Source organism: Nostocoides sp. F2B08, assembly GCF_009184895.1.
GTDB lineage: Bacteria > Actinomycetota > Actinomycetes > Actinomycetales > Dermatophilaceae > F2B08.
The window spans coordinates 126430-146976 of record NZ_WESE01000005.1; the positions used below are offsets into that span (position 1 = coordinate 126430).

The following is a 20547-nucleotide window of genomic DNA, read 5'->3' on the forward strand; positions in this document are numbered from 1 at the left end:
TGGGCGACACACCGAAGTCGTTCACGGGCCGAGTCCGGGACGGCGGCTAGCGTCGCGATAACGCGCCGCACCCCGCGACGCCGACTTCAGGCAGGAGTCCCCGCCTTGTCCTCTCGTCCGTCGACCAGCCTCCTTCCGCACTCGCTCGATCCGGAGGCTGGCGCTCCGGACGAGCCTGTGACCTACATCCTGGACACCTCGGTCCTGCTCTCCGACCCGCGTGCGCTGTTCCGTTTCAAGGAGCACGAGGTCGTGCTCCCCGTCGTGGTCGTGACCGAGCTGGAGGGCAAGCGGCACCACCCCGAGCTCGGCTACTTCGCCCGGCAGGCGCTGCGTCTGCTCGACGAGCTGCGCGTGGAGCACGGTCGTCTGGACGCGCCGGTGCCGGTGGGAGAGGACGGGGGCACGCTCCGGGTCGAGCTCAACCACACCGATCCGCAGGCACTGCCCGCCGGGTTCCGGCTGGGGGACAACGACACCCGCATCCTCGCCGTCGCGAAGAACCTCTCGGACGAGGGGCGCAGGGTCACGGTCGTGAGCAAGGACCTCCCGATGCGGGTCAAGGCGTCGGCGGTCGGGCTCGCGGCTGAGGAGTACCGCGCCGAGCTCGCGGTCGACTCGGGGTGGACCGGTGTCGTGGAGCTGGACGTGACGACCGAGGAGATGGACTCGCTCTACGACCACGGTCGGGTCGAGCACGTCGGCGCCGCCGAGCTGCCCTGCCACACCGGGTTGCGTCTGCTCTCGCCCCGCGGCTCGGGGCTGGGGCGGGTCGGTCCGGACAAGCAGATCCGGCTCGTGCGAGGCGACCGGGACGCGTTCGGGCTGCACGGCCGCTCGGCCGAGCAGCGGATCGCCCTCGACCTGCTCCTCGACCCCGATGTGGGCATCGTCAGCCTGGGCGGTCGCGCCGGCACGGGCAAGAGCGCTCTGGCGCTCTGCGCCGGCCTGGAGGCGGTGATGGAGCGTCGCCAGCACCGCAGGGTGATCGTCTTCCGACCCCTGTATGCGGTGGGCGGCCAGGAGCTCGGCTACCTGCCGGGCACGGAGAACGAGAAGATGGGCCCATGGGCCCAGGCCGTGTTCGACACCCTGGGGGCGGTGGTGAGCGGTGAGGTGGTCGAGGAGGTCCTCGACCGCGGGATGCTCGAGGTACTTCCCCTCACACACATCCGGGGCAGATCCCTGCACGACGCCTTCGTCGTCGTCGACGAGGCCCAGTCGCTCGAGCGCAACGTCCTCCTCACCGTCCTCTCCCGGGTAGGTCAGAACTCCAAGGTCGTGCTCACGCACGACGTCGCGCAGCGGGACAACCTGCGGGTCGGCCGGCACGACGGCGTCGCCGCGGTCATCGAGAAGCTGAAAGGTCACCCGCTCTTCGCGCACGTGACGCTGACCCGCAGCGAACGCAGCCCGATCGCCGCCCTGGTCACCGATCTCCTCGAGGGATACGAGCCGTAGCCCGACCCGATTTCACCTCGTCAACGGGGTGCTCTAGAATCCTGAGAAGAAGGTCTCGATTTGATAACGAGGCCGTCCCCCCTGCCTCAGCTGTCCCTCTCAGGAGTCCCCCCACCCATGGGTCGTTACCACGGGCGTCATTCCGCGCGCCACGCCGCTCCCCGCGGCCGTCCTCACGCGCCCGCCGACGCAGGCGCCACGCGCAGCGGCCGTCACGCCGCTCGCTCAGGGACCCGAGGGCCGGCGCGGTTGCGCCTCGCCGCGTCCAAGCCGGCCGCGCTCTCCATGGCGATCGTCGCGGCGACGACCACGACCGCCATGGCGGCGGGCTCCTCGACCGCACCCGGGACCGTCACCCTGACCCTCAGCCCGAACGCCGTGTCGCAGTCCGCCGAGGTCACCGCCACGCTCGCCCAGGACGCCGCGCGACTCGCCGGCGAGCGAGCCGGAATGAACGCCTCCCGGGCCGAGGCGCGCGAGAAGATCGAGGCCGAGACCGCGGAGAGGGCGGAGGCGGAGGCGCTGGCGCGCAAGGAGGAGGCCGAGCGGGTCGCCCGCGAGCGGGCCGAGCAGCAGGAGGCCGAGCGCAAGGCCGCAGCCCTCGAGGTGGAGGCCGCCCAGGAGAACCCCCAGCAGGCGGCGCAGTACCTCATGCCCGAGTACGGCTTCGGGACGGATCAGTGGGGCTGTCTGCAGACGCTGTGGATGGGGGAGTCGGACTGGCGCTGGTGGGTCGAGAACCCGTCGTCCGGGGCCTACGGCATCCCCCAGTCCCTCCCTGCCGACAAGATGGCCGAGGAAGGCCCGGACTGGAAGACGAACCCGGTCACCCAGATCCGCTGGGGTCTGAACTACATCAAGCTGTCATACGGCACCCCCTGCAACGCCCTCGACTTCTGGAACGCCCAGAACCCGCACTGGTACTGAGACACGGCTTTCTCTCCCTGAGCAGGAAACGTCCACTTAGGGAGACAACGGTTCTTTCCCGAGGCGCCATGTTCTCTCCCGCGGAGGGAAAGTGCGAGCGGTCGGCGACCGAGCCGCGGCCTCAGAGCTTGCGAAGCGCGATCCGGGACACCGAATGGTCGGCGCCCTTGGTCAGGACGAGGGTGGCGCGGTCCCGCGTGGGCTCGACGTTCTCGACGAGGTTGGGCTCGTTGATCCGGCCCCAGATCCCCGCCGCCGTGGCGCGGGCCTCGTCGTCGGTAAGCGTCGCATACCGATGGAAGTAGGACTGCGGGTCGGCGAACGCCGTCTCGCGCAGACGCAGGAAGCGGCTGATGTACCACGTCCGGATCTGGGCGACATCGGCGTCGACGTACACCGAGAAGTCGAAGTAGTCCGAGATCGCACCGGTCCGTGACCCGTCCGGACGGGTGGCCGGCGGCTGGAGCACGTTGAGGCCCTCGACGATGAGGACGTCCGGGCGCCGCACCTCGATCGCTTCGCCGGGGACGATGTCGTAGGTCAGGTGGGAGTACACCGGCGCCTCGACGACCTCCATCCCGGACTTGACCTGGGCGACGAAACGCAGCAGTGAGCGTCGGTCATACGATTCCGGAAAGCCCTTACGTTCCAGGAGTCCTCGCCGCTCGAGCTCGGCGTTGGGATAGAGGAAGCCGTCGGTCGTGACGAGTGAGACGCGGGGCGTGTCGGGCCAGCGCAGGAGCAGCTCCTGCAGGATGCGCGCCGTCGTCGACTTGCCGACCGCGACCGAGCCCGCCACCCCGATGACGAACGGCATCTTGACGTCGCGCTCACCGAGGAAGGCCCCGGTCACCTCGTGCAGCCCTCGCACCGCTCGGACGTAGAAGCTGAGCAGGCGCGAGAGCGGCAGATAGACCTCCTCGACCTCGCGGACGTCGACGCGTTCTCCCAGACCTCTGACCCGCGCCACCTCGTCGGCGGTGAGGTTCATGGGGTGCTCGTCGCGCAGTCGGGCCCACTCGTCCCGGCCGAAGTTGAGGTAGGGGGAGGGCAGCTCTGGGACGGGCACGGCCAGCATTCTTGCGCACGTGGGGGGCAGTAGGCTGTCCGCCATGTGTGGAATCGTCGGATATGTCGGGCCGAGCACCGATGACAAGGCCCTCCAGGTGGTCATGGAGGGACTGGCCCGTCTCGAGTACCGCGGCTACGATTCCGCCGGGGTCGCACTCGTCACCGAGGCCGCCCAGAACGGCGCCGGCAACGGTGTCCAGAGCGAGAAGCGGGCCGGCAAGCTCGAGAACCTCCGCGGCGCCCTCTACGCGCGGGAGATGGCGCCCTCGCGCACCGCGATCGGCCACACCCGGTGGGCGACCCACGGCGGGCCCACCGACGGCAACGCCCACCCGCACCGCGGCGGCGACGGAGACCGGCTGGCGCTCATCCACAACGGCATCATCGAGAACTTCCACGCCCTGAAGAAGGAGCTGCTCGCCGAGGGGGTCGACTTCGACTCGGAGACCGACACCGAGGTCGCGGCCAAGCTCGTCGGACGGGAGTACGACCGGCTCGGCGACCTGACCGAGGCCATGCGCGCGGTCGTGGGCCGACTCGAGGGCGCCTTCACCCTCCTCGCGGTCCACGCCGACAGCCCCGGGACCGTGGTCGGTGCCCGCCGCAACAGCCCGCTCGTCGTCGGTGTCGGCGACGGGGAGAATTACCTCGGCAGCGACGTGGCCGCCTTCATCGGCTACACCCGCCATGCCGTCGAGCTGGGCCAGGACCAGATCGTCACGATCACCCCGGACGGCTACGAGGTCATCGGCTTCGACGGCTCCCCGGCGCAGGGCAATGCGTACGAGGTCACGTGGGACGCCGCCGCCGCCGAGAAGGGCGGCTACGAGACCTTCATGGAGAAGGAGATCTACGAGCAGCCGCACGCCGTCGCCGACACCCTCCTCGGCCGGACCGACGAGGAGGGGCGCCTCGTCCTCGACGACATGCGCATCTCCGAGGAGCAGCTCAGCCGCGTCGACCGCATCGTCATGGTCGCCTGCGGGACCGCCGCATACTCCGGCATGGTCGCCAAGTACGCGATCGAGCACTGGACCCGGATCCCGGTCGAGGTCGCCCTGGCCCACGAGTTCCGCTACAGCGACCCGATCGCCGACGAGCGCACTCTCGTGGTCTCCATCAGCCAGTCCGGCGAGACGATGGACACGCTCATGGCCGTCAAGCACGCCCGCGAGCTCGGGGCCCTGACGCTGTCGATCTGCAACACCCATGGCTCGACCATCCCCCGCGAGTCCGACGCGGTCCTCTACACCCACGCCGGTCCGGAGGTGGCCGTCGCCTCCACGAAGGGCTTCACCGCCCAGATCACCGCCGCATACATCCTCGGCCTCTATCTGGCGCAGCTGCGCGGCGGCACGTATGCGGACGAGGCCCAAGCGGTCATGCGCGAGCTGCGCGGGCTGCCGGACAAGATCCAGACGGTGCTCGACCGCATGGAGCGCGTCATCGAGATCGCGCGATTCATGGCGGACACCCGGTCGGTGCTCTTCCTCGGCCGGCACGTCGGCTACCCGATCGCGCTCGAGGGTGCGCTCAAGCTCAAGGAGATCGCCTACATCCACGCCGAGGGCTTCGCGGCGGGGGAGCTCAAGCACGGCCCGATCGCCCTCATCGAGCCAGGCCAGCCGGTCTTCGTCATCGCGCCGGGAACCGCGACTCCGCACGACCTGCACAAGAAGGTCGTCTCCAACATCCAGGAGATCCGCGCGCGTGGGGCGCGCACCCTCGTCATCGCCGAGGACGGCGACGAGGACGTCGTGCCGTTCGCGGACGAGGTCATCCGGGTCCCTGCGTCGCTGCCCCTGCTCATGCCGCTGCTGACCATCGTGCCGCTCCAGGTCTTCGCGCTGCACCTGGCCTCGGCCAAAGGCCTCGACGTCGACCAGCCGCGGAACCTCGCGAAGTCCGTCACCGTCGAGTGACCGCCCCATGATCGTCGGCGTCGGCATCGACGTGGTCGACATCGCCCGGTTCGGCGAGACGCTCGAGCGCAGCCCCCGCCTTTCGGAGCGGCTGTTCACCGAGGCCGAGCGCGCCCTGCCGCTCGCCTCGCGAGCGGCGCGCTTCGCCGCCAAGGAGGCCCTGGCCAAGGCACTCGGCGCGCCGGTGGGGATGGTGTGGACCGACTGCACCGTGCACCGCACCGAGGGTGGTGCGCCGGTGCTCGAGTATGTCGGCACGGTCGCCGCCCAGGTCGCGGCGCGCGGGATCTCCGCGATCCACCTGTCCCTGTCGCACGACGCAGGCGTGGCCTCGGCGATGGTCGTGTGCGAGCGACTGCCCGCACCCGTGGAGGAGGGCTCACCGTGATCGAGGCATGGGGGACGCAGGAGGTGTATGCGGCCGAGACCGCCCTGATGGCCACCCTCCCCGAAGGTGGGCTGATGGCGCGCGCCGTCGAGGGGCTGATCGCCGTGACCCGGGCGCGGATCGAGGAGCGAGGTGCCCGCCGGGTCGTCGGGCTGATCGGCACCGGCAACAACGGGGCCGACGCGCTGTATGCGCTGGCGCACCTCGCGGCGGACGGCCACCCCGTCGCGGCGGTGACGACGGAGCGGGTGCACACGGGCGCGCGCGAGGCGGCGGTCGAGGCGGGCGTGGTGCTCGCCTCCGGCGTCGAGGCTGCCGCGATGGTGGCCGACGCGGACCTCGTGCTCGACGGTGTGCTGGGCATCGGCGGGCGTCCTGAGGTGCCGGACTTCGCGCGGGCCTGGGTGGCCGCGGTCGCGGACGAGGCGTACGTCATGGCGGTGGACCTGCCGACCGGGGCCGACCCCGCCGGCCGGTCCGGTGACCCCGACGGGGTCTTCGCCGACGAGACCGTGACGTTCTCCGTGCTCAAACCGGTGCATCTGATGCCGGCCACCGAGGCCCGGTGCGGCCGGTTGACCGTCGTCGACATCGGGCTCGAGATCGACACTCCGCCCGCAGTACGTCGTCTCGTGCGGGACGACGTGTCGGACCTGTGGCCGGTCCCGGGACCCACCGACGACAAGTACTCGCGTGGCGTCGTCGGAGTCGTGGCCGGGTCGCAGGACTTCCCCGGCGCTGCTGTGCTCGCGGTGACCGCGGCGGTCGCGGCCGGCGCAGGCATGGTCCGCTACGTCGGACCGTCCCGTCCGGCCGACCTCGTCGCGTCGGCCGTGCCGGAGGCCGTGCACGGACAGGGGCGGGTGCAGGCATGGGTCGTCGGACCGGGGCTCGTCGCGACGGATGAGAACGGCGCCGACCGGCTCGACCCGCAGCAGCGCAGGGTCATCGAGGAGGCGCTGGCCTCCCAGGAGCCCGTCCTCGTCGACGCCGGCGGGCTGGACCTGCTCCTCGGGACGGACCTCGGTATGCGTCGCGGACGCCCCACGCTGCTCACCCCGCACGCGGGCGAGTGTGCGCGGCTCCTCGGGGTCGAGCGCGCGGAGGTGGAGGCGGACCCGGTCGCACACGCCGGGGAGCTGGCCCGGCGCTCGGGTGCGACGGTGCTGCTCAAGGGCTCGCACACGATCGTCCTGTCCTCGGATGGGGACGGCGCGGTGTGGAGCCAGGCGGACGCTCCCGCGTGGACGGGGACGGCCGGGGCCGGCGATGTGCTGTCGGGACTGGTCGGCACGCTGCTGGCGGCGGGGCTCGAGCCCGGTGTTGCCGGCGCCCTCGGTGCGCTCGTCCACGGCATCGCGTCCGACGACAGCAACCCGGGTGGCCCGGTGCGGGCGCTCGGGATCGCCGAGGCGCTCCCCGAGGCGGTCGCCGGCCTGCTGCGCCGCTGAGCGGAGTCGGTCGACGCAGTCCGGCCGGGAGGGCTGTACTCCCGGGTAGGGTGCCGTTCATGCGTCTCGCGTCCCGGACAGTGTGGTCCGTCCTCTCCTCGTTCGCTCTCCTCGGTGCGGGTGGGCTCGCGTCGACACCCGCGTCCGCGGCACCGCCCGAGCCGGTCGTCCACGACGCGCTCGGTGACTCCTACGGCAGCGGGTTCGGGGTTCCGCCGTACAGCGGCGCGAACTGTGCCCGCTCGGACGCGGCGTACGCCGTGCAGATCGACGGACGGATGCGGATCGACCTCGACGACTTCGCCGCGTGCGCGGGTGCGAGGACGGTCGATCTCATCGAGAACCAACTCGGTGCGCTCGACGAGGACACCGACCTCGTCACCGTGTCGATCGGCGGCAACGACATCGGCTGGGGACAGGTCGTCGGCGCCTGCGTCGCCTTCGACAACGACGCGCTCTGCGCCGGTCTGATCGCACAGACACGGCAGACGATCCAGACCGTCCTCCCCGGGCTGCTCGACGCCACCTACGCAGGCATCGCCGCAGCCGCGCCGGATGCTCACGTCGTCGTGACCGGATACCCGCGGCTGTTCTCGCCGGAGTTCGGCGCGTATTTCCAGGCGTCCCCGGCGGAGCAGCAGGCGATGAACGACGGCGCCGACCTGCTCAACGCCGTCATGGCCGACAAGGCCGCCGAGTACGGCTTCCAGTTCGTCGACGTGACGAAGCGCTTCGACGGTCACGGGGTCAACGCCCCGCGGCCGTGGATCCTCGGGCTGACCGACCCCGGCCTGTTCCACCCGAACCTGTCGGGCTACCGGGCCTACGCGGCGGCGGTGACGTCCTCGGTCAACCCTCGCGACCTCCGATAAGCCACAGCCCCGGTTTCACTGTTCGTCGGGTGTGTCGATACGCACTGCGGCGCCACTGACGATCGCCGCGCCCTCGGTGAGCTCGACCTCGATCCGGCTGGGTCGTCCCATCTCGACGCCCTGGGTGATGACGAGCCTGTCGCCGGCTATGGCGCCCGCGTGTGCGCGGAGGTACCCGGCGAAGGCGGCGGCCGCCGCACCGGTGGCCGGGTCCTCGACCACACCACCCCACGGGAACGGGTCCCTGGCCCGCCACTGGCCGGATCCGATGGAAGCGACGAGCTGCACCGTGATCCAGTCGTGTCGTCGGCTGAGACTCTGCAGGGCGCCGAAGTCGTAGTCCAGTTCCTGGAGCCGGTCGAGCTCGCGGGCGACGAGGACGGGATGCCGGTTCCCGCCGAACCCGACGGCCGGTGGCAGGGCGGGATCGAGGTCACTTCGTGACCAGCGGAGCGCCTCGAGTATCCGGGTCAGGAGGTCGTTCTCCAGGGGCAAGCAGTCCACGGGAGGGCTGTGCAGAGCCCCGACGGTGCGCGATCCCTCGCGCCGTGCCGTGATGGGGACCGGCCCGACGCGAGTGCCCAGCACGTAGTCGCCGAGCCCGTGGTGCTCGCCGATGGACACGGCCGTCGCAATCGTCGCGTGGCCGCAGAAGTCGACCTCTCCCTCCGGGGCGAAGAAGCGGATCGGGATCGACGACGTTTCGTCATGAGGGTCGGGTGGGACGATGGGGCCGGTCACGAAGGCCGTCTCGCTGTAGCCGACCTGCGCGGCGATCCGCTGCATGTCGACGGCGCCCAACGAAGCGGCGTCCAGGACCACTCCGGCCGGGTTGCCGCCGGCGGGATCGTCGCTGAACGCCGCGTAGCGCTCGATCCGAGGGGGCGTCGTCATGACTCCACACTCTTCGGCACCGACGGTGCCCGCGCCAGGGGGCGGTTATCCTGACCCGAGCCGGTGCCCCGACCAGCAGACGGACGGTTCGAGCGCATCGTGGTCACGGAGCCTGAGTGAACGACGCACCATCTACACGGCGAGAGGCGCGGGAGGCGGCGAAGCGCCCGCGGCGTCTCGCCCTGCCCGCCTTCCTCGCCGCGTCGATCATCTACCTGGAGGTGCTGCTCCGGATCGGGACCGATGCGCCGTTCGCCAACGACGGACTGCTCTACATCGTGCTGTTCGCCGTCGCCGTCGCTCTGCTGGTGCATCTCGTGGCCGGCCTGTTCGCCGGCCGGACGCGCACGATCGTCGTGGGTGTGTTCCTGGCGGTCCTGACCGTTGTCTTCGCCAGCCAGTTCATCTACTACGAGTTCTTCACGACCTTCTACACGGTCTTCTCGGCGATGCACGGGGGCCAGGCGGCCGAGTTCGCGGGTGACGTCATCGTCGCGCTCCGGGACAACGTTCTCCGGATCCTCCTCCTCTCTCTGCCGTTCATCCTCTTCCTCGTCCTGCGCAGCAGGCTCAGCGCGGGCCGACGTCGAGCGACCTTGGGAGAGAGTGGGATCGTCGCCATCCTGGTCGTGGCCGTCTCGGCCGTTGCCTTGACGGCCCTGGACCGGGGAGACCGGGAGCCGGCCGGCGCCTACGACCTGTACTACCGCACCAGCGAGCCGGTCGCCTCGGTGAACCGGCTGGGCCTACTCACCAGCATGAGACTCGACGTGCAGCGCACCGTCCTCGGGTTCGAGCCCGAGCTGGCTCCGCCCCCCGTGATGGTGCTTCCGGCGCAACCCTCTCCGACCCGACCGGCCGAGAGCCCCGGGGAGGAACCGGTGGTCTACGCGGACAACGTCATGGACATCGACTTCGAGCGCCTCATCGCAGAGGCGGACAGTGACGAGCTGCGGACCATGCACCAGTACTTCGCCACGCGCGAGGCGACGGCGCAGAACGAGCACACCGGCATGTTCGAGGGCTACAACCTCGTCTTCATCACCGCTGAGGGCTATTCCCACTACGCCGTCGACCGGGAGCTCACGCCGACGCTGTACGAGATGACGCATGAGGGGTTCACCTTCACCGACTTCTACAACCCACTCTGGGGCGTGAGCACCTCGGACGGAGAGTACGTCGCCACGACGAGCGTGATCCCCAAGAGTGGTGTCTGGAGCATGTACAAGTCCGCCGCCAACGCCATGCCGTTCGCCATGGGCAACCAGCTCCGACAGGACGGCTACACGACGTTCGCGTACCACAACCACACCTACGACTACTACCGGCGGGACCTGTCGCACCCCAACCTCGGCTACGAGTACAAGGGACTCGGCAACGGCCTCGAGATCCCCGAGACGTGGCCCTCCTCGGATCTCGACATGATCGACGTGACCACCGCCGACTATGTCGGTGACGAGCCGTTCCACGCGTACTACATGACCGTCAGCGGCCACATGCAGTACAACTTCTTCGGCAACTACATCGCGGCGAAGAACCGGGACCTCGTCGAGGGTCTCCCCTACACGGAGGCCGGCCGAGCGTACCTGGCGACCCAGATCGAGCTGGACCGGGCGTTGGAGCTACTCATGCGCAGACTCGAGGAGGCCGGCGTCGCCGACCGGACCCTCATCGTCATGAGTGCCGATCACTACCCGTACGGACTCGACATAGACGAGATCGACGACCTCGCCGGACACGAGGTGGACCGCACCTTCGAGCTCTACAAGAGCAGCCTGATCATCTATGCCAAGGGGATGGAGCCCGCCGTCATCGACCGGCCGGCGTCCAGCCTGGACATCCTCCCGACAGTCTCCAACCTCATGGGACTGGAGTTCGACTCGCGACTGCTCATGGGCAGGGACATCTTCTCCGACGCCGAGCCGGTGGTGATCTTCGCCAACCGCAGCTTCCTCACGGACAAGGGACGCTACGACAGCGCGACACGTGAGTTCACGCCCGCCGAGGGTGTCGAGGTGCCGGAGGACTACCGGAGGCGCGTATCCGAGGAGATCGACCGCCAGTTCTACTTCTCGACGATGATCCTCGACAGGGACTACTACGCGACGGTCCTCGATCGCTGAGCGCTCCCCACCACGGCACGGTGCCCTTGCGAGGCAGCCGAGGTGTCGAGAGGGTATGGGTATGCCCTCTGTTCAGTCGGAGTCCACTCCCGCCCCCCTCACCGAGGACGACGTGGCGGCCATCGACGCCTGGTGGCGCGCCGCGAACTACCTGGCGGTGGGCCAGATCTATCTCATGGACAACCCGCTGCTCGAGCGCCCGCTGGCGACGGAGGACGTCAAGCCCCGCCTGCTGGGCCACTGGGGCACCTCGCCCGGGCAGAACTTCCTCTATGCCCATCTCAACCGCCAGATCCGTGAGCGCGATCTCGACATGATCTACCTGAGCGGGCCGGGGCACGGTGGTCCCTCGCTCGTCGCTGCGGCCTGGCTGGAGGGCACCTACTCCGAGGTGTACGGTCACGTCGGACCGGACCGCCGCGGCATGCGGGAGCTGTTCCGGCAGTTCTCCTTCCCCGGTGGCATCCCCAGCCACGTGGCTCCTGAGACCCCCGGATCGATCCACGAGGGCGGCGAGCTCGGCTACGTGCTGTCCCACGCCTACGGCGCGGTGTTCGACAATCCCGAGCTCGTCGCCGTCGCGGTGATCGGCGACGGGGAGGCCGAGACCGGGCCGCTTGCCACGGCATGGCACAGCAACAAGTTCCTCGACCCTCGCGTCGACGGCACCGTTCTGCCGATCCTGCACCTCAACGGCTACAAGATCGCCAACCCGACCGTCCTCGATCGCATCCCCCGTGAGGAGCTCGAGGCGCTCATGGTCGGCTACGGCCACAAGCCCTACGTCTTCGAAGGTGGCTTCGACGACGAGGACCCCGCGCATACCCATCAGCGCTTTGCGGCACTTCTCGACGAGGTCCTCGAGGAGATCGCGTCGATCCGGGCCCGGGCCCGCGACGGGGGTCTCGACGGCCGACCGCGCTGGCCGATGATCGTCTTCCGCACGCCGAAGGGCTGGACCGGTCCCGAGGAGGTGGACGGCCTCCCGGTCGAGGGCACCTGGCGCAGTCACCAAGTCCCGATGGCAGCGGTCCGTGGCAACGAGGAGTACACGAGGCTCCTGGAGAGCTGGATGCGCGGCTACCGGCCGGAGGAGCTCTTCGACGAGAACGGCAGGATCGTGCCCCTCGTGGCGGCCAACAATCCTCACGGCCTCCGGCGGATGAGCGCCAACCCACACGCCAACGGCGGCGTCTTCACCCGAGACCTGGACCTGCCGGACTTCCGTGACTACTGCGTCGAGGTCCCGGCTCCCGGAGGCGCGACCGCCGAGCCGACGCGTCGGCTCGGCGACTGGCTCGCCGACGTCGTCGACCGCAACCGGGAGACGTTCCGCATCTTCGGGCCGGACGAGACGCACTCCAACCGGCTCGGCGCCGCCGTCGAGACCGGCGGCAAGTCCTGGCAGGCGCAGATCGTCGACACCGACGTCGACCTCTCCCGGACGGGTCGGGTCATGGAGGTGCTCTCCGAGCACCAGTGCCAGGGGTGGCTGGAGGGATACCTGCTCACCGGACGGCACGGGCTGCTCAACAGCTACGAAGCCTTCGTGCACATCGTCGACTCCATGTTCAACCAGCACGCGAAGTGGCTGGACGCCTGCCGTGACATTCCCTGGCGGGTCCCCATCCCGTCGCTCAACTACCTGCTCTCCTCACACGTCTGGCGTCAGGACCACAACGGGTTCTCGCACCAGGACCCCGGCTTCCTCGACGTCGTCATGAACAAGACCGCGGACGTCATCCGTATCTACCTTCCGCCGGACACCAACACGCTCCTGTCGACCGTCGACCACGTGCTGCGCAGCACGAACTACGTCAACGTGGTCGTGGCCGGCAAGCAGCCGGGACCGCAGTGGCTGACCATGGACGAGGCGGTGCTCCACTGCACGCGCGGCATCGGCATCTGGGAGTGGGCCGGCTCGGAGGTTCCCGGCGAGAAGCCCGACGTCGTGCTGGGCTGTGCGGGAGACATCCCCACGATCGAGGCGGTCGCGGCGGCCAAGCTGCTCCGCGAGCACCTCCCCGACCTGCGAGTGCGCGTGGTCAACGTCGTCGACCTCATGCGGCTCCAGGACGCGAAGGAGCATCCGCACGGTCTCGACCATCGCGACTTCGACGCGCTGTTCACCACCGACCGCCCGGTGATCTTCGCCTTCCACGGCTATCCCTCGCTCGTGCACCGGCTCACCTACCGCCGCACCAACCACGCCAACATCCACGTGCGCGGCTTCAAGGAGGAGGGCACGACGACGACCCCGTTCGACATGCTCATGCTCAACGACCTCGACCGCTATCACCTGGTGGTAGACGTCATCGACCGGGTTCCCGGTCTTGCCGAGCGGGCCTCGCTCCTGCGTCAGGAGATGCTCGACACCCGGGTCCGGGCTCGACAGTGGACCCGGACGCATGGCGAGGACATGCCGGAGGTCGCCGAGTGGGTCTTCCAGGAGGGCGACAACACGCAGGGGTCCGGTGCCCCAGGGTCGGACACCGGCGGCGACAACGAGTAGCACCGTGTCGGATAGGCACTCGACGCCATGACCGACTCCGACCGGCCCCGGTACGAGTCGCCGGCGGACCGGGCGATCCGCGAGGCGATGGAGCGCGGCGAGTTCGACGACCTGCCCGGCGCGGGCAAGCCGCTGACGAACCTCGGCGACCCGGACGACGCCCTGTGGTGGGTCCGCCGACTCGCCGAGCGGGAGCACCTTGACTTCTCGGCGGCGCTGCCACCGGCGATCGCGCTGCGCAAGGAAGCCGCGGCCTTCCCGCGGTCGCTCCAGGACCTGCGCACCGAGGCTGCCGTCCGCGAGGTCCTCGAGGACTTCAACCGCAGGGTCCGCCGCGACCGGCTCCGGCCACCGGACCCGGGTATGCCCCAGCTGATCGCACCGACGGTCGACGTGGAGGCCATCGTCGACGAATGGCGCGTCCTGCGCGAGCAGCGGGCGGCGGTGCGCCCCGGGGCCGCGCGCGACCCGGCCGACCATGCGCCCGGGAGACCCGGCAGGGCGGGGCGAGCGACGCATACCTCGAAGTGGTGGTTGCGGTGGTGGCCCCGCGCGCGGTGAGGTGAGCGCGGACGTGGCGAACCGCATACTCCGTCCCCCTCCGAACCCGCGCCGCAGACGCCTAGTCTGCACAGGTGAGCGACAGCACCACGGCCTACCCGTACCTCCTCAGCCCTCTCGACCTCGGCTTCACGACGCTGCGCAACCGGGTCGTCATGGGCTCGATGCACACCGGGATGGAGGACAAGGCCGAGCAGTTCCCCGAGCTCGCGGCCTTCTATGCCGAGCGGGCCCGCGGGGGAGTGGGTCTGATCATCACCGGCGGGTTCGCCCCGACCCTCGAGGGCACGCTCTACCCCCGCGCGTCCAAGCTCACCTCCCGCCGTGAGGTGGAGCGGCACCGTGAGGTCACCGACGCCGTCCATGCCGAGGGCGGCAAGATCGCCCTGCAGATCCTGCACGCCGGGCGCTACTCCTACCACCCGCTCTCGGTCTCCGCCTCCGCGATCAAGGCGCCGATCACGCCGTTCCGGCCGCGGGCGCTCTCGGAGCGCGGGATCCGGCGCACGATCGACGGGTTCGCCAAGACCGCGCGCCTCGCGCGTGAGGCGGGCTACGACGGCGTCGAGATCATGGGCTCCGAGGGCTACCTCATCAACCAGTTCCTCGCCCCGCGCACCAACAAGCGCACCGACCACTGGGGTGGCAGTCCGCAGAACCGCCGTCGCTTCGCCGTCGAGACCGTGCGCACGGTCAGGGAGGCGGTCGGTCCGGACTTCATCATCGTCTATCGCATCTCGGTGCTCGACCTCGTCGAGGACGGCCAGACGTGGGACGAGGTCGTCGACCTCGCCCGCGAGATCGAGACCGCCGGTGCGACCATGCTCAACCTCGGCATCGGGTGGCACGAGGCGCGCGTCCCGACGATCGTCACGTCGGTTCCGCGCGCTGCGTTCGTCGCGTTCGCGGGCCGGCTGAAGAAGGACGTCTCCATCCCGGTCGTCGCGACGAACCGGATCAACATGCCCGAGATCGCCGAGGACATCCTCTCCCGCGGCGACGGCGACCTCGTCTCGATGGCGCGGCCGCTGCTCGCCGACCCCGACTGGGTGCGCAAGGCCGAACGCGACGCCGGGGACGAGATCAACACGTGCATCGCCTGCAACCAGGCCTGCCTCGACCACACGTTCCAGCAGCAGCGGGCGTCCTGCCTGGTCAACCCGCGCGCCGGCTACGAGACGCGGCTCGTCCTCACCCCGGTGACCCGCGCCAAGAAGGTCGCCGTCGTCGGCGCCGGCCCGGCCGGCCTCGCCTGCGCGACCGCGCTCGCCGAGCGCGGCCACACCGTCGAGCTGTTCGAGGCGGGGGAGGAGATCGGCGGCCAGTTCGGCATCGCCATGCGCATCCCCGGCAAGGAGGAGTTCGCCGAGACGGTCCGCTACTTCCAGGGCCAACTGGACCGACTCGGCGTCAAGGTGCACCTGCGGACGTACGCGTCGGCCGAGTCGATCCGCTCCGGCGCCTTCGACGAGGTGGTCGTCGCGACGGGGGTCGAGCCGCGCATACCGCAGATCGAGGGGATCGACCATCCGAGCGTGATGACCTATGCCGAGCTCGTTCGGGGTGAGCGCCGCGCGGGCGACCGGGTCGCCGTGGTCGGGGCCGGCGGAATCGGCGTCGACGTGAGCGAGTTCCTCACCCACCTCGACAGCCCCACCCTCGACCTGGACGCCTGGCAGGAGGAGTGGGGCGTCGGCGACCCGGCCGAGAGCCGCGGCGGACTGCGCACGCCGGCGCCGGAGCCGTCACCGCGCGAGGTCTACCTGATCCAGCGCAAGACGAGCTCGATCGGTCGTGGGCTGGGGAAGACGACCGGCTGGGTGCACCGCGCGGCCCTGAAGGCCAAGGGCGTGCACCTGGTGACCGGCGCGGCCTACGACCGGATCGACGACGACGGGCTGCACCTCACCGTGACGACGATGCGGCGGGGCACGCCCCGTGGCCTGCAGAAGGTGACGTCGCGGTTGCCTGGACCGGTTCGCCAGGTGCTGCCGCGCTCGATCACCAAGGTCCCGCAGGAGGTCCAGAAGGTCGAGCAGGTCGTCCTGCCCGTCGACACGGTCGTCCTGTGCGCGGGTCAGGAGTCGGTGCGGTCACTCGCGGACGAGCTCGCCGCCCAGGGCGTGCGGGCGCACGTCATCGGCGGCGCCGATGTCGCCGCCGAGCTGGACGCCAAGCGCGCCATCCGGCAGGGAACGGAGCTCGCCGCGCGCTTCTGAGTGCGGCGGCTGTCGTGGGCGCGGGGTGGGCCTCGCGCCGTCAGCCTGCGGCGATGGCTTGCGCGGTACGGTCGACCATGACCGAGAGGTCGGTGTCGTCTGCATGGGTGCTGCCCGCGTGCGGGCTGGCAATGGGGCTGCTGGCTGTCGCCGCAGGAGTCCAAGGGCTCGGCCGGGGCATGTCCGGCGCGGGTGTCGCGCTTGATGTGCTCGTCGGGATCTCCGTCGGCGCACTGGGGCTGCTCTCCCCGGTTGCGGCTCGCCAGCGCGTCCTGATGTGGTCGGTCGGTGCAGCCTGGCTTCTCGCCTCGGTCGTCCCGGTCCCGACGATGCATCAGGGCCTCCTCGTGCTCGCGATCGGCTGGTTCCCTCTCGGGCGGCCCGGCGGCCCGGTCCGGTGGGTGTTGCTCCCGATCGCCGTGGTCGTGGCGCTCGGGGTGGGCGGACAGCTGTCCGCCGGATCTGCGCTGATCCTGGCCGGGGTTGTCGGTGCGTTCGTCGGTCACCCGGCGCGGTTGCCGGCCAGATGGTTCTCCCTGCTGTCCGGGGTCGTCCTGGGTGCCGGGCTGATGGGCGTTTCCGTCGTCAACGCGAGCGGGCCGCGAATCGACCCACGAACGGTCCTCGTGGCCTGGCAGGTCGGCCTGGTCGCCACGTCGACGCTCCATCTGCTCGCTGGTCGGCTCCTGTCGATGATTCCCGCAGACGTCGTTCATGCCATCGCCGAAAGATCCCGGGACGCGGGATCCGCAGCCCGCCTAGAGCTGATGGAGAGAATGCTCGCCGAGGCCCTGGGTGACCCGTCGCTGCATCTTGGAACATCCGGGCCGGACGACTCCCCACCCCGGCTTGGCGGGGTCACGTTGGCTGGGGCATTCGGCCCGATGAGGGTCTGGCTCACCACGTCGTCCCCGCTGGCGCGTGAGGAGACCGTCCGACGTCCCCTCGAGAACGCGTTGACCGTCGCGACCCGGTCGATCCATGCCTCACTCGAGCACGAGCGCAACCTCGTCGTGCTCAGAGGCGCTCGCCGTCGGCTCCTGTTGGCCGGTGACGCGGAGCGCGCAAGGCTGGCCGGCCGCCTCGCCGACGAGGTGATCCCGGAGCTCGACCGCGCCCTGGCCTGCCTCGGGGAACAGAGTCGCTCGATTGACGAGGAGCTGTCGCTGAGCGCAGCGAGAGATGAGCTGCGTCGGGCCCGGGACGAGATCGGGTCCATCCTCCGGGGCGTCCCGCCACACGAGCTCGGTGGGGGCCGACTGGTAGACGCTCTCGCCGGCCTGGTCAAGGCGCAGGCGCCGACGGGCAAGTTCGTGGTGGAGGGTGACGTGGCCGCTCCGGCGGAGGTCGAAGCTGCGGTGTACTACCTCTGCGCGGAGGCGCTCACGAACGTCACGAAGCACGCGGCGGCCACCGGCGTCGACGTCCGTCTTCGGCACGACGGAGCGGGGTTGACGCTGATCGTGTCCGATGACGGTGTCGGCGGAGCGGACCCCGCCGGTGGCGGCCTGACAGGGCTGCGGGAGAGGGTCGACGCCCTGGGCGGCACGTGGGAGCTCAGCAGTGTTCCGGGGGAAGGCACGGTTCTGCACGCCGGCCTTCCCGTTGCTCAGCCGATACGACGCCAGGGCTCAACGATGTAGTAGAGAGCGGGTTCGTCGGCCACGAGGTCGGAGAAGGTCAGCTCATCTCCGTCGAGGGACCAGGACACCCGGTTGGTGCTGGACGGGAAACAACTGAGCGGACCTCCCGCGATCTGTGGGTCGCAGTCGGTGAGGCCGGCCTCGGTCGCCTTGTCGTGGTGAAAGTATGCGACGTCGTCGTCGCCGGTGATCACTCCCACCTCGCGGGGGTTGTAGTCGAAGTCGTCCGGCAGCTCCTCGGCGTGGGCGCAGTCGATGCCGGTCGGGTTCCGCAGGGGCGCACAGTCGATCGCGTACTCCGTGCCGGACACCGTCAAGGTCCAGATCCCGGTGGAGCTGTACGCCGGCGGGCCGAGGCCGGACGCCCGGATGTCCTCGATGTCGATCTCCACGCGATAGGTGCCATCGGGGAGGCTCGACGGCGTGTCGGGCACAGTGAGCTCGGATGGGGCGACCTTGGAGTACGTCACCTTCGGGCGGCACCGTGCGGCGTCCAGGATGTCGGGATCGTGATTCGCGCCGATGCGTTGCAGGTCGGCGAGAAGTGGATCGGTGGACAGACTCGCCAGAACCGGGGCGACCGCGTCTGCCAAGGCATCGAGCTGCTCATCGCCGGCGATGTGGACAGTCGCTCCTGCGCGGCACAGCTCCTGGACGACCCGGTCCTCGTCGTAGCGGCCTTCGACCGATGCGGTCACAGCGTGTTCGGCCGCGGCCTCCACCCATCCACGCTGTTCGTCGGTCAGTGCCTCCCACGTCTGCTCGGACAGGCTGAGGACGAGCACCTTCGGCCACAGCACCACGTTGCCCGTGATCCGCCCGGCCTCGGTGGTCATCCCGTTGAGGCGGTACTGGGCGACGTCGAACTCGAGGCCGTGCAGGCGGCCTGCCCTGACCTCCTCCGGCCACGTGTAGGTCACATGCACGGGCGTGGCTCCCAGAGCACGGATGGTGGCGTCCTGGACCGGGGAGGCGTACGACCTGATCGCGAGTCCACTCCAGTCGTCCGGCTCGAGCAGGGGAGCGTCGGCGGCCATAGGGCGTCTCAGCGGCCCGACGGCGAGTCCGAGGCCGACCACTCCGGTGCCGTCGAGGCGGGTGAGAAGCGCATCGGCAGTCGGTGACTCGACGAGCTCCGCAGCCGCCGAGTAGGACGTGATGGTCAGGGGTGCCTCGACGACCTCGAGCCCGGTGATGCCCGCGCCCGCGAAGGCGCGGGTGGACGGCCACCCGCCATCCACCCGCCCCTCCGCGATCGCCTCCACGAGACGCATCTCCGTGTCCGCCTCGTTGCCGCCGAACGTCGTGAGATCGACTTCGGCGGTGAGTCGGCCGCCCGACTCTCTTTCGAGGCCGTCGATGAACTCCTGCGGCCCGTAGGACATCCCGTTGCCGCCAACAGCGTCGATCGACGCCAGGGTGAGGATCCGGGTCGTCCCTCCCGCCTTGTCGGGAGTCGGGCCCTCCGTTGCCACGCATCCCGTCGCAGCGAGGACGGCGGACGTGACGACGAGGGCCGCGAGCCGTCGAGTCATGACGATCCTCCTCATGTCGAGTGTGACGGTCACTGGTGCTCTCTGGCTAGGGAGCGAGGGCGACGACGTCGCGAACAGCGTCGGCGATCTCGTCAGGAACCACAGGCTCCATGAAGTGCGGTGAGTCGACGTCGCGAACTTCACTCCCGGGGGCGAACCGATGCACGTACGCGCTGAGCACATCGAGGATGACGGCGTCGTACTCAGGGATCCCGGTCGTGTTGCGAGGGTCCTGGGCGGCTGTGAGGTAGATGACGGGTATGCGCGGCTCCCTACCGATGAACCGTTGGGTCTCCTGCATCATCTTCCAATGACTGAGGCGCTCCAGCGTGCAGCACTGGTCCTCCGCGTGGAACGACTGGAACCGGTCCTCGCGCGGCCAGAGCGGCTCCAGGGACAGCTCGTCCGGGAACATGGCGTCCAGCAGCACCATCCCGGAGACGTCCTCGGGGTGCTCGTTGGCGTAGCGATACGCGAAGAGCCCTCCGAATGAGGCGCCGAGGAGCACATAGGGAGGCTTGATGCCGGCGGCCGTGAGAAGGCGGTCGAGGTCGCGGATCGCGTCCTTGGGCTTCTGGATCGCATCGACGGTGTCGCTGAGCCCCGTGTTGCGTCGGTCGTACAGGCATACCCGCATGTCCTCGTCCAGCAGGTCCCGGATCTGGAACGCGTTCACGTGCGGGATGACCCAGTCGTCCCAGATCGCTCCGTGGAGGTACAGAACGGTCGGTGAACCGGTTCCGGTGCAGCTCAGGTGCAGTCGGTGACCGCCGACATCGAACCGACCCTCGACCACGGTTGTCTCAGCCGCGGACGGCGGCGAGTCGGTGGCGGCTGCGGGGAGGCTCGGCGTCAGCACTACGGCGACGACGGGAGTGATGAGAAGGGCCGCGAGCGCCGAACGGACTGTGCGGCCTCTGGATCGGATGGACATGTCGAACTCCTTCGAGTCTGAGCGTGCTGGTGGC

15 protein-coding genes are annotated in these 20547 nt (G+C 69.8%); 11 read left to right on the top strand and 4 right to left on the bottom strand.

Features of this window, described 5'->3' with window-relative positions; genetic code table 11:
• Nucleotides 1-177: 177 nt before the first annotated feature.
• Nucleotides 178-1461: a PhoH family protein gene (locus GA707_RS13170; protein WP_226963799.1), complete on the top strand. Its 1284-nt coding sequence runs from the start codon at nt 178-180 to the stop codon at nt 1459-1461.
• Between the two features lie 249 nt (nt 1462-1710).
• Nucleotides 1711-2388: a hypothetical protein gene (locus tag GA707_RS13175; protein WP_226963780.1), complete on the top strand. Its 678-nt coding sequence runs from the start codon at nt 1711-1713 to the stop codon at nt 2386-2388.
• Between the two features lie 121 nt (nt 2389-2509).
• On the opposite strand, the gene coaA is transcribed toward GA707_RS13175, so the two are convergent.
• Nucleotides 2510-3466, bottom strand: a complete 957-nt coding sequence (gene coaA / locus GA707_RS13180; RefSeq protein WP_152179028.1) for a type I pantothenate kinase — start codon at nt 3464-3466, stop codon at nt 2510-2512.
• A 34-nt stretch (nt 3467-3500) separates the two neighbouring features.
• On the opposite strand from coaA, the gene glmS reads away from it, so the two are divergent.
• From glmS to GA707_RS13200, 4 genes are read left to right on the top strand one after another with little or no spacing between them, the layout of a single operon-like run.
• The gene (glmS, locus tag GA707_RS13185) at nt 3501-5381 is read left to right on the top strand and encodes a glutamine--fructose-6-phosphate transaminase (isomerizing) (RefSeq protein ID WP_152178905.1); all 1881 of its coding nucleotides are present in this window, start codon (nt 3501-3503) and stop codon (nt 5379-5381) included.
• A gap of 7 nt (nt 5382-5388) precedes the next feature.
• Entirely contained in the window at nt 5389-5769 is a 381-nt protein-coding gene (locus GA707_RS13190) for a holo-ACP synthase (RefSeq protein ID WP_152178906.1), read from the top strand.
• Nucleotides 5766-7220 carry a bifunctional ADP-dependent NAD(P)H-hydrate dehydratase/NAD(P)H-hydrate epimerase gene (locus GA707_RS13195; protein ID WP_152178907.1) on the top strand — a complete coding sequence of 485 codons (1455 nt, stop codon included), beginning with the start codon at nt 5766-5768 and terminating at the stop codon, nt 7218-7220. The genes GA707_RS13190 and GA707_RS13195 overlap by 4 nt, the downstream gene beginning before the upstream one ends.
• Nucleotides 7221-7279: 59 nt before the next feature.
• Entirely contained in the window at nt 7280-8092 is an 813-nt protein-coding gene (locus tag GA707_RS13200) for an SGNH/GDSL hydrolase family protein (protein WP_152178908.1), read from the top strand.
• A gap of 15 nt (nt 8093-8107) precedes the next feature.
• Here GA707_RS13200 and GA707_RS13205 read toward each other — a convergent pair whose 3' ends face one another.
• A complete protein-coding gene (locus tag GA707_RS13205) occupies nt 8108-8986 on the bottom strand; it encodes a PhzF family phenazine biosynthesis protein (RefSeq protein ID WP_152178909.1) in 879 nt (292 codons plus the stop codon).
• Nucleotides 8987-9102: 116 nt separating this feature from the next.
• Here GA707_RS13205 and GA707_RS13210 point away from each other — a divergent pair, with 116 nt between their 5' ends.
• The 5 genes from GA707_RS13210 to GA707_RS13230 all read left to right on the top strand — a co-directional run bounded on the left by GA707_RS13210 (nt 9103) and on the right by GA707_RS13230 (nt 18044).
• The gene (locus GA707_RS13210) at nt 9103-11109 is read left to right on the top strand and encodes an LTA synthase family protein (RefSeq protein WP_152178910.1); all 2007 of its coding nucleotides are present in this window, start codon (nt 9103-9105) and stop codon (nt 11107-11109) included.
• Between the two features lie 61 nt (nt 11110-11170).
• Entirely contained in the window at nt 11171-13621 is a 2451-nt protein-coding gene (locus GA707_RS13215) for a phosphoketolase (RefSeq protein WP_226963782.1), read from the top strand.
• A 27-nt stretch (nt 13622-13648) separates the two neighbouring features.
• Nucleotides 13649-14182 carry a DUF1992 domain-containing protein gene (locus tag GA707_RS13220; protein WP_152178912.1) on the top strand — a complete coding sequence of 178 codons (534 nt, stop codon included), beginning with the start codon at nt 13649-13651 and terminating at the stop codon, nt 14180-14182.
• Between the two features lie 74 nt (nt 14183-14256).
• On the top strand, nt 14257-16401 hold the full coding sequence (locus GA707_RS13225) for an NADPH-dependent 2,4-dienoyl-CoA reductase (RefSeq protein ID WP_226963783.1): 2145 nt from the start codon (nt 14257-14259) through the stop codon (nt 16399-16401).
• A 77-nt stretch (nt 16402-16478) separates the two neighbouring features.
• On the top strand, nt 16479-18044 hold the full coding sequence (locus GA707_RS13230) for an ATP-binding protein (protein ID WP_152178913.1): 1566 nt from the start codon (nt 16479-16481) through the stop codon (nt 18042-18044).
• Here GA707_RS13230 and GA707_RS13235 read toward each other — a convergent pair.
• Together GA707_RS13235 and GA707_RS13240 are read right to left on the bottom strand one after the other, a co-directional pair.
• Nucleotides 18011-19579: a TRAP transporter substrate-binding protein gene (locus tag GA707_RS13235; protein ID WP_193315332.1), complete on the bottom strand. Its 1569-nt coding sequence runs from the start codon at nt 19577-19579 to the stop codon at nt 18011-18013. The two genes, GA707_RS13230 and GA707_RS13235, sit on opposite strands and share 34 nt — an antisense overlap.
• 46 nt (nt 19580-19625) lie before the next feature.
• Complete coding sequence (locus tag GA707_RS13240; protein WP_152178915.1) at nt 19626-20513, bottom strand: alpha/beta fold hydrolase; 888 nt, start codon at nt 20511-20513, stop codon at nt 19626-19628.
• Nucleotides 20514-20547: the final 34 nt, after the last annotated feature.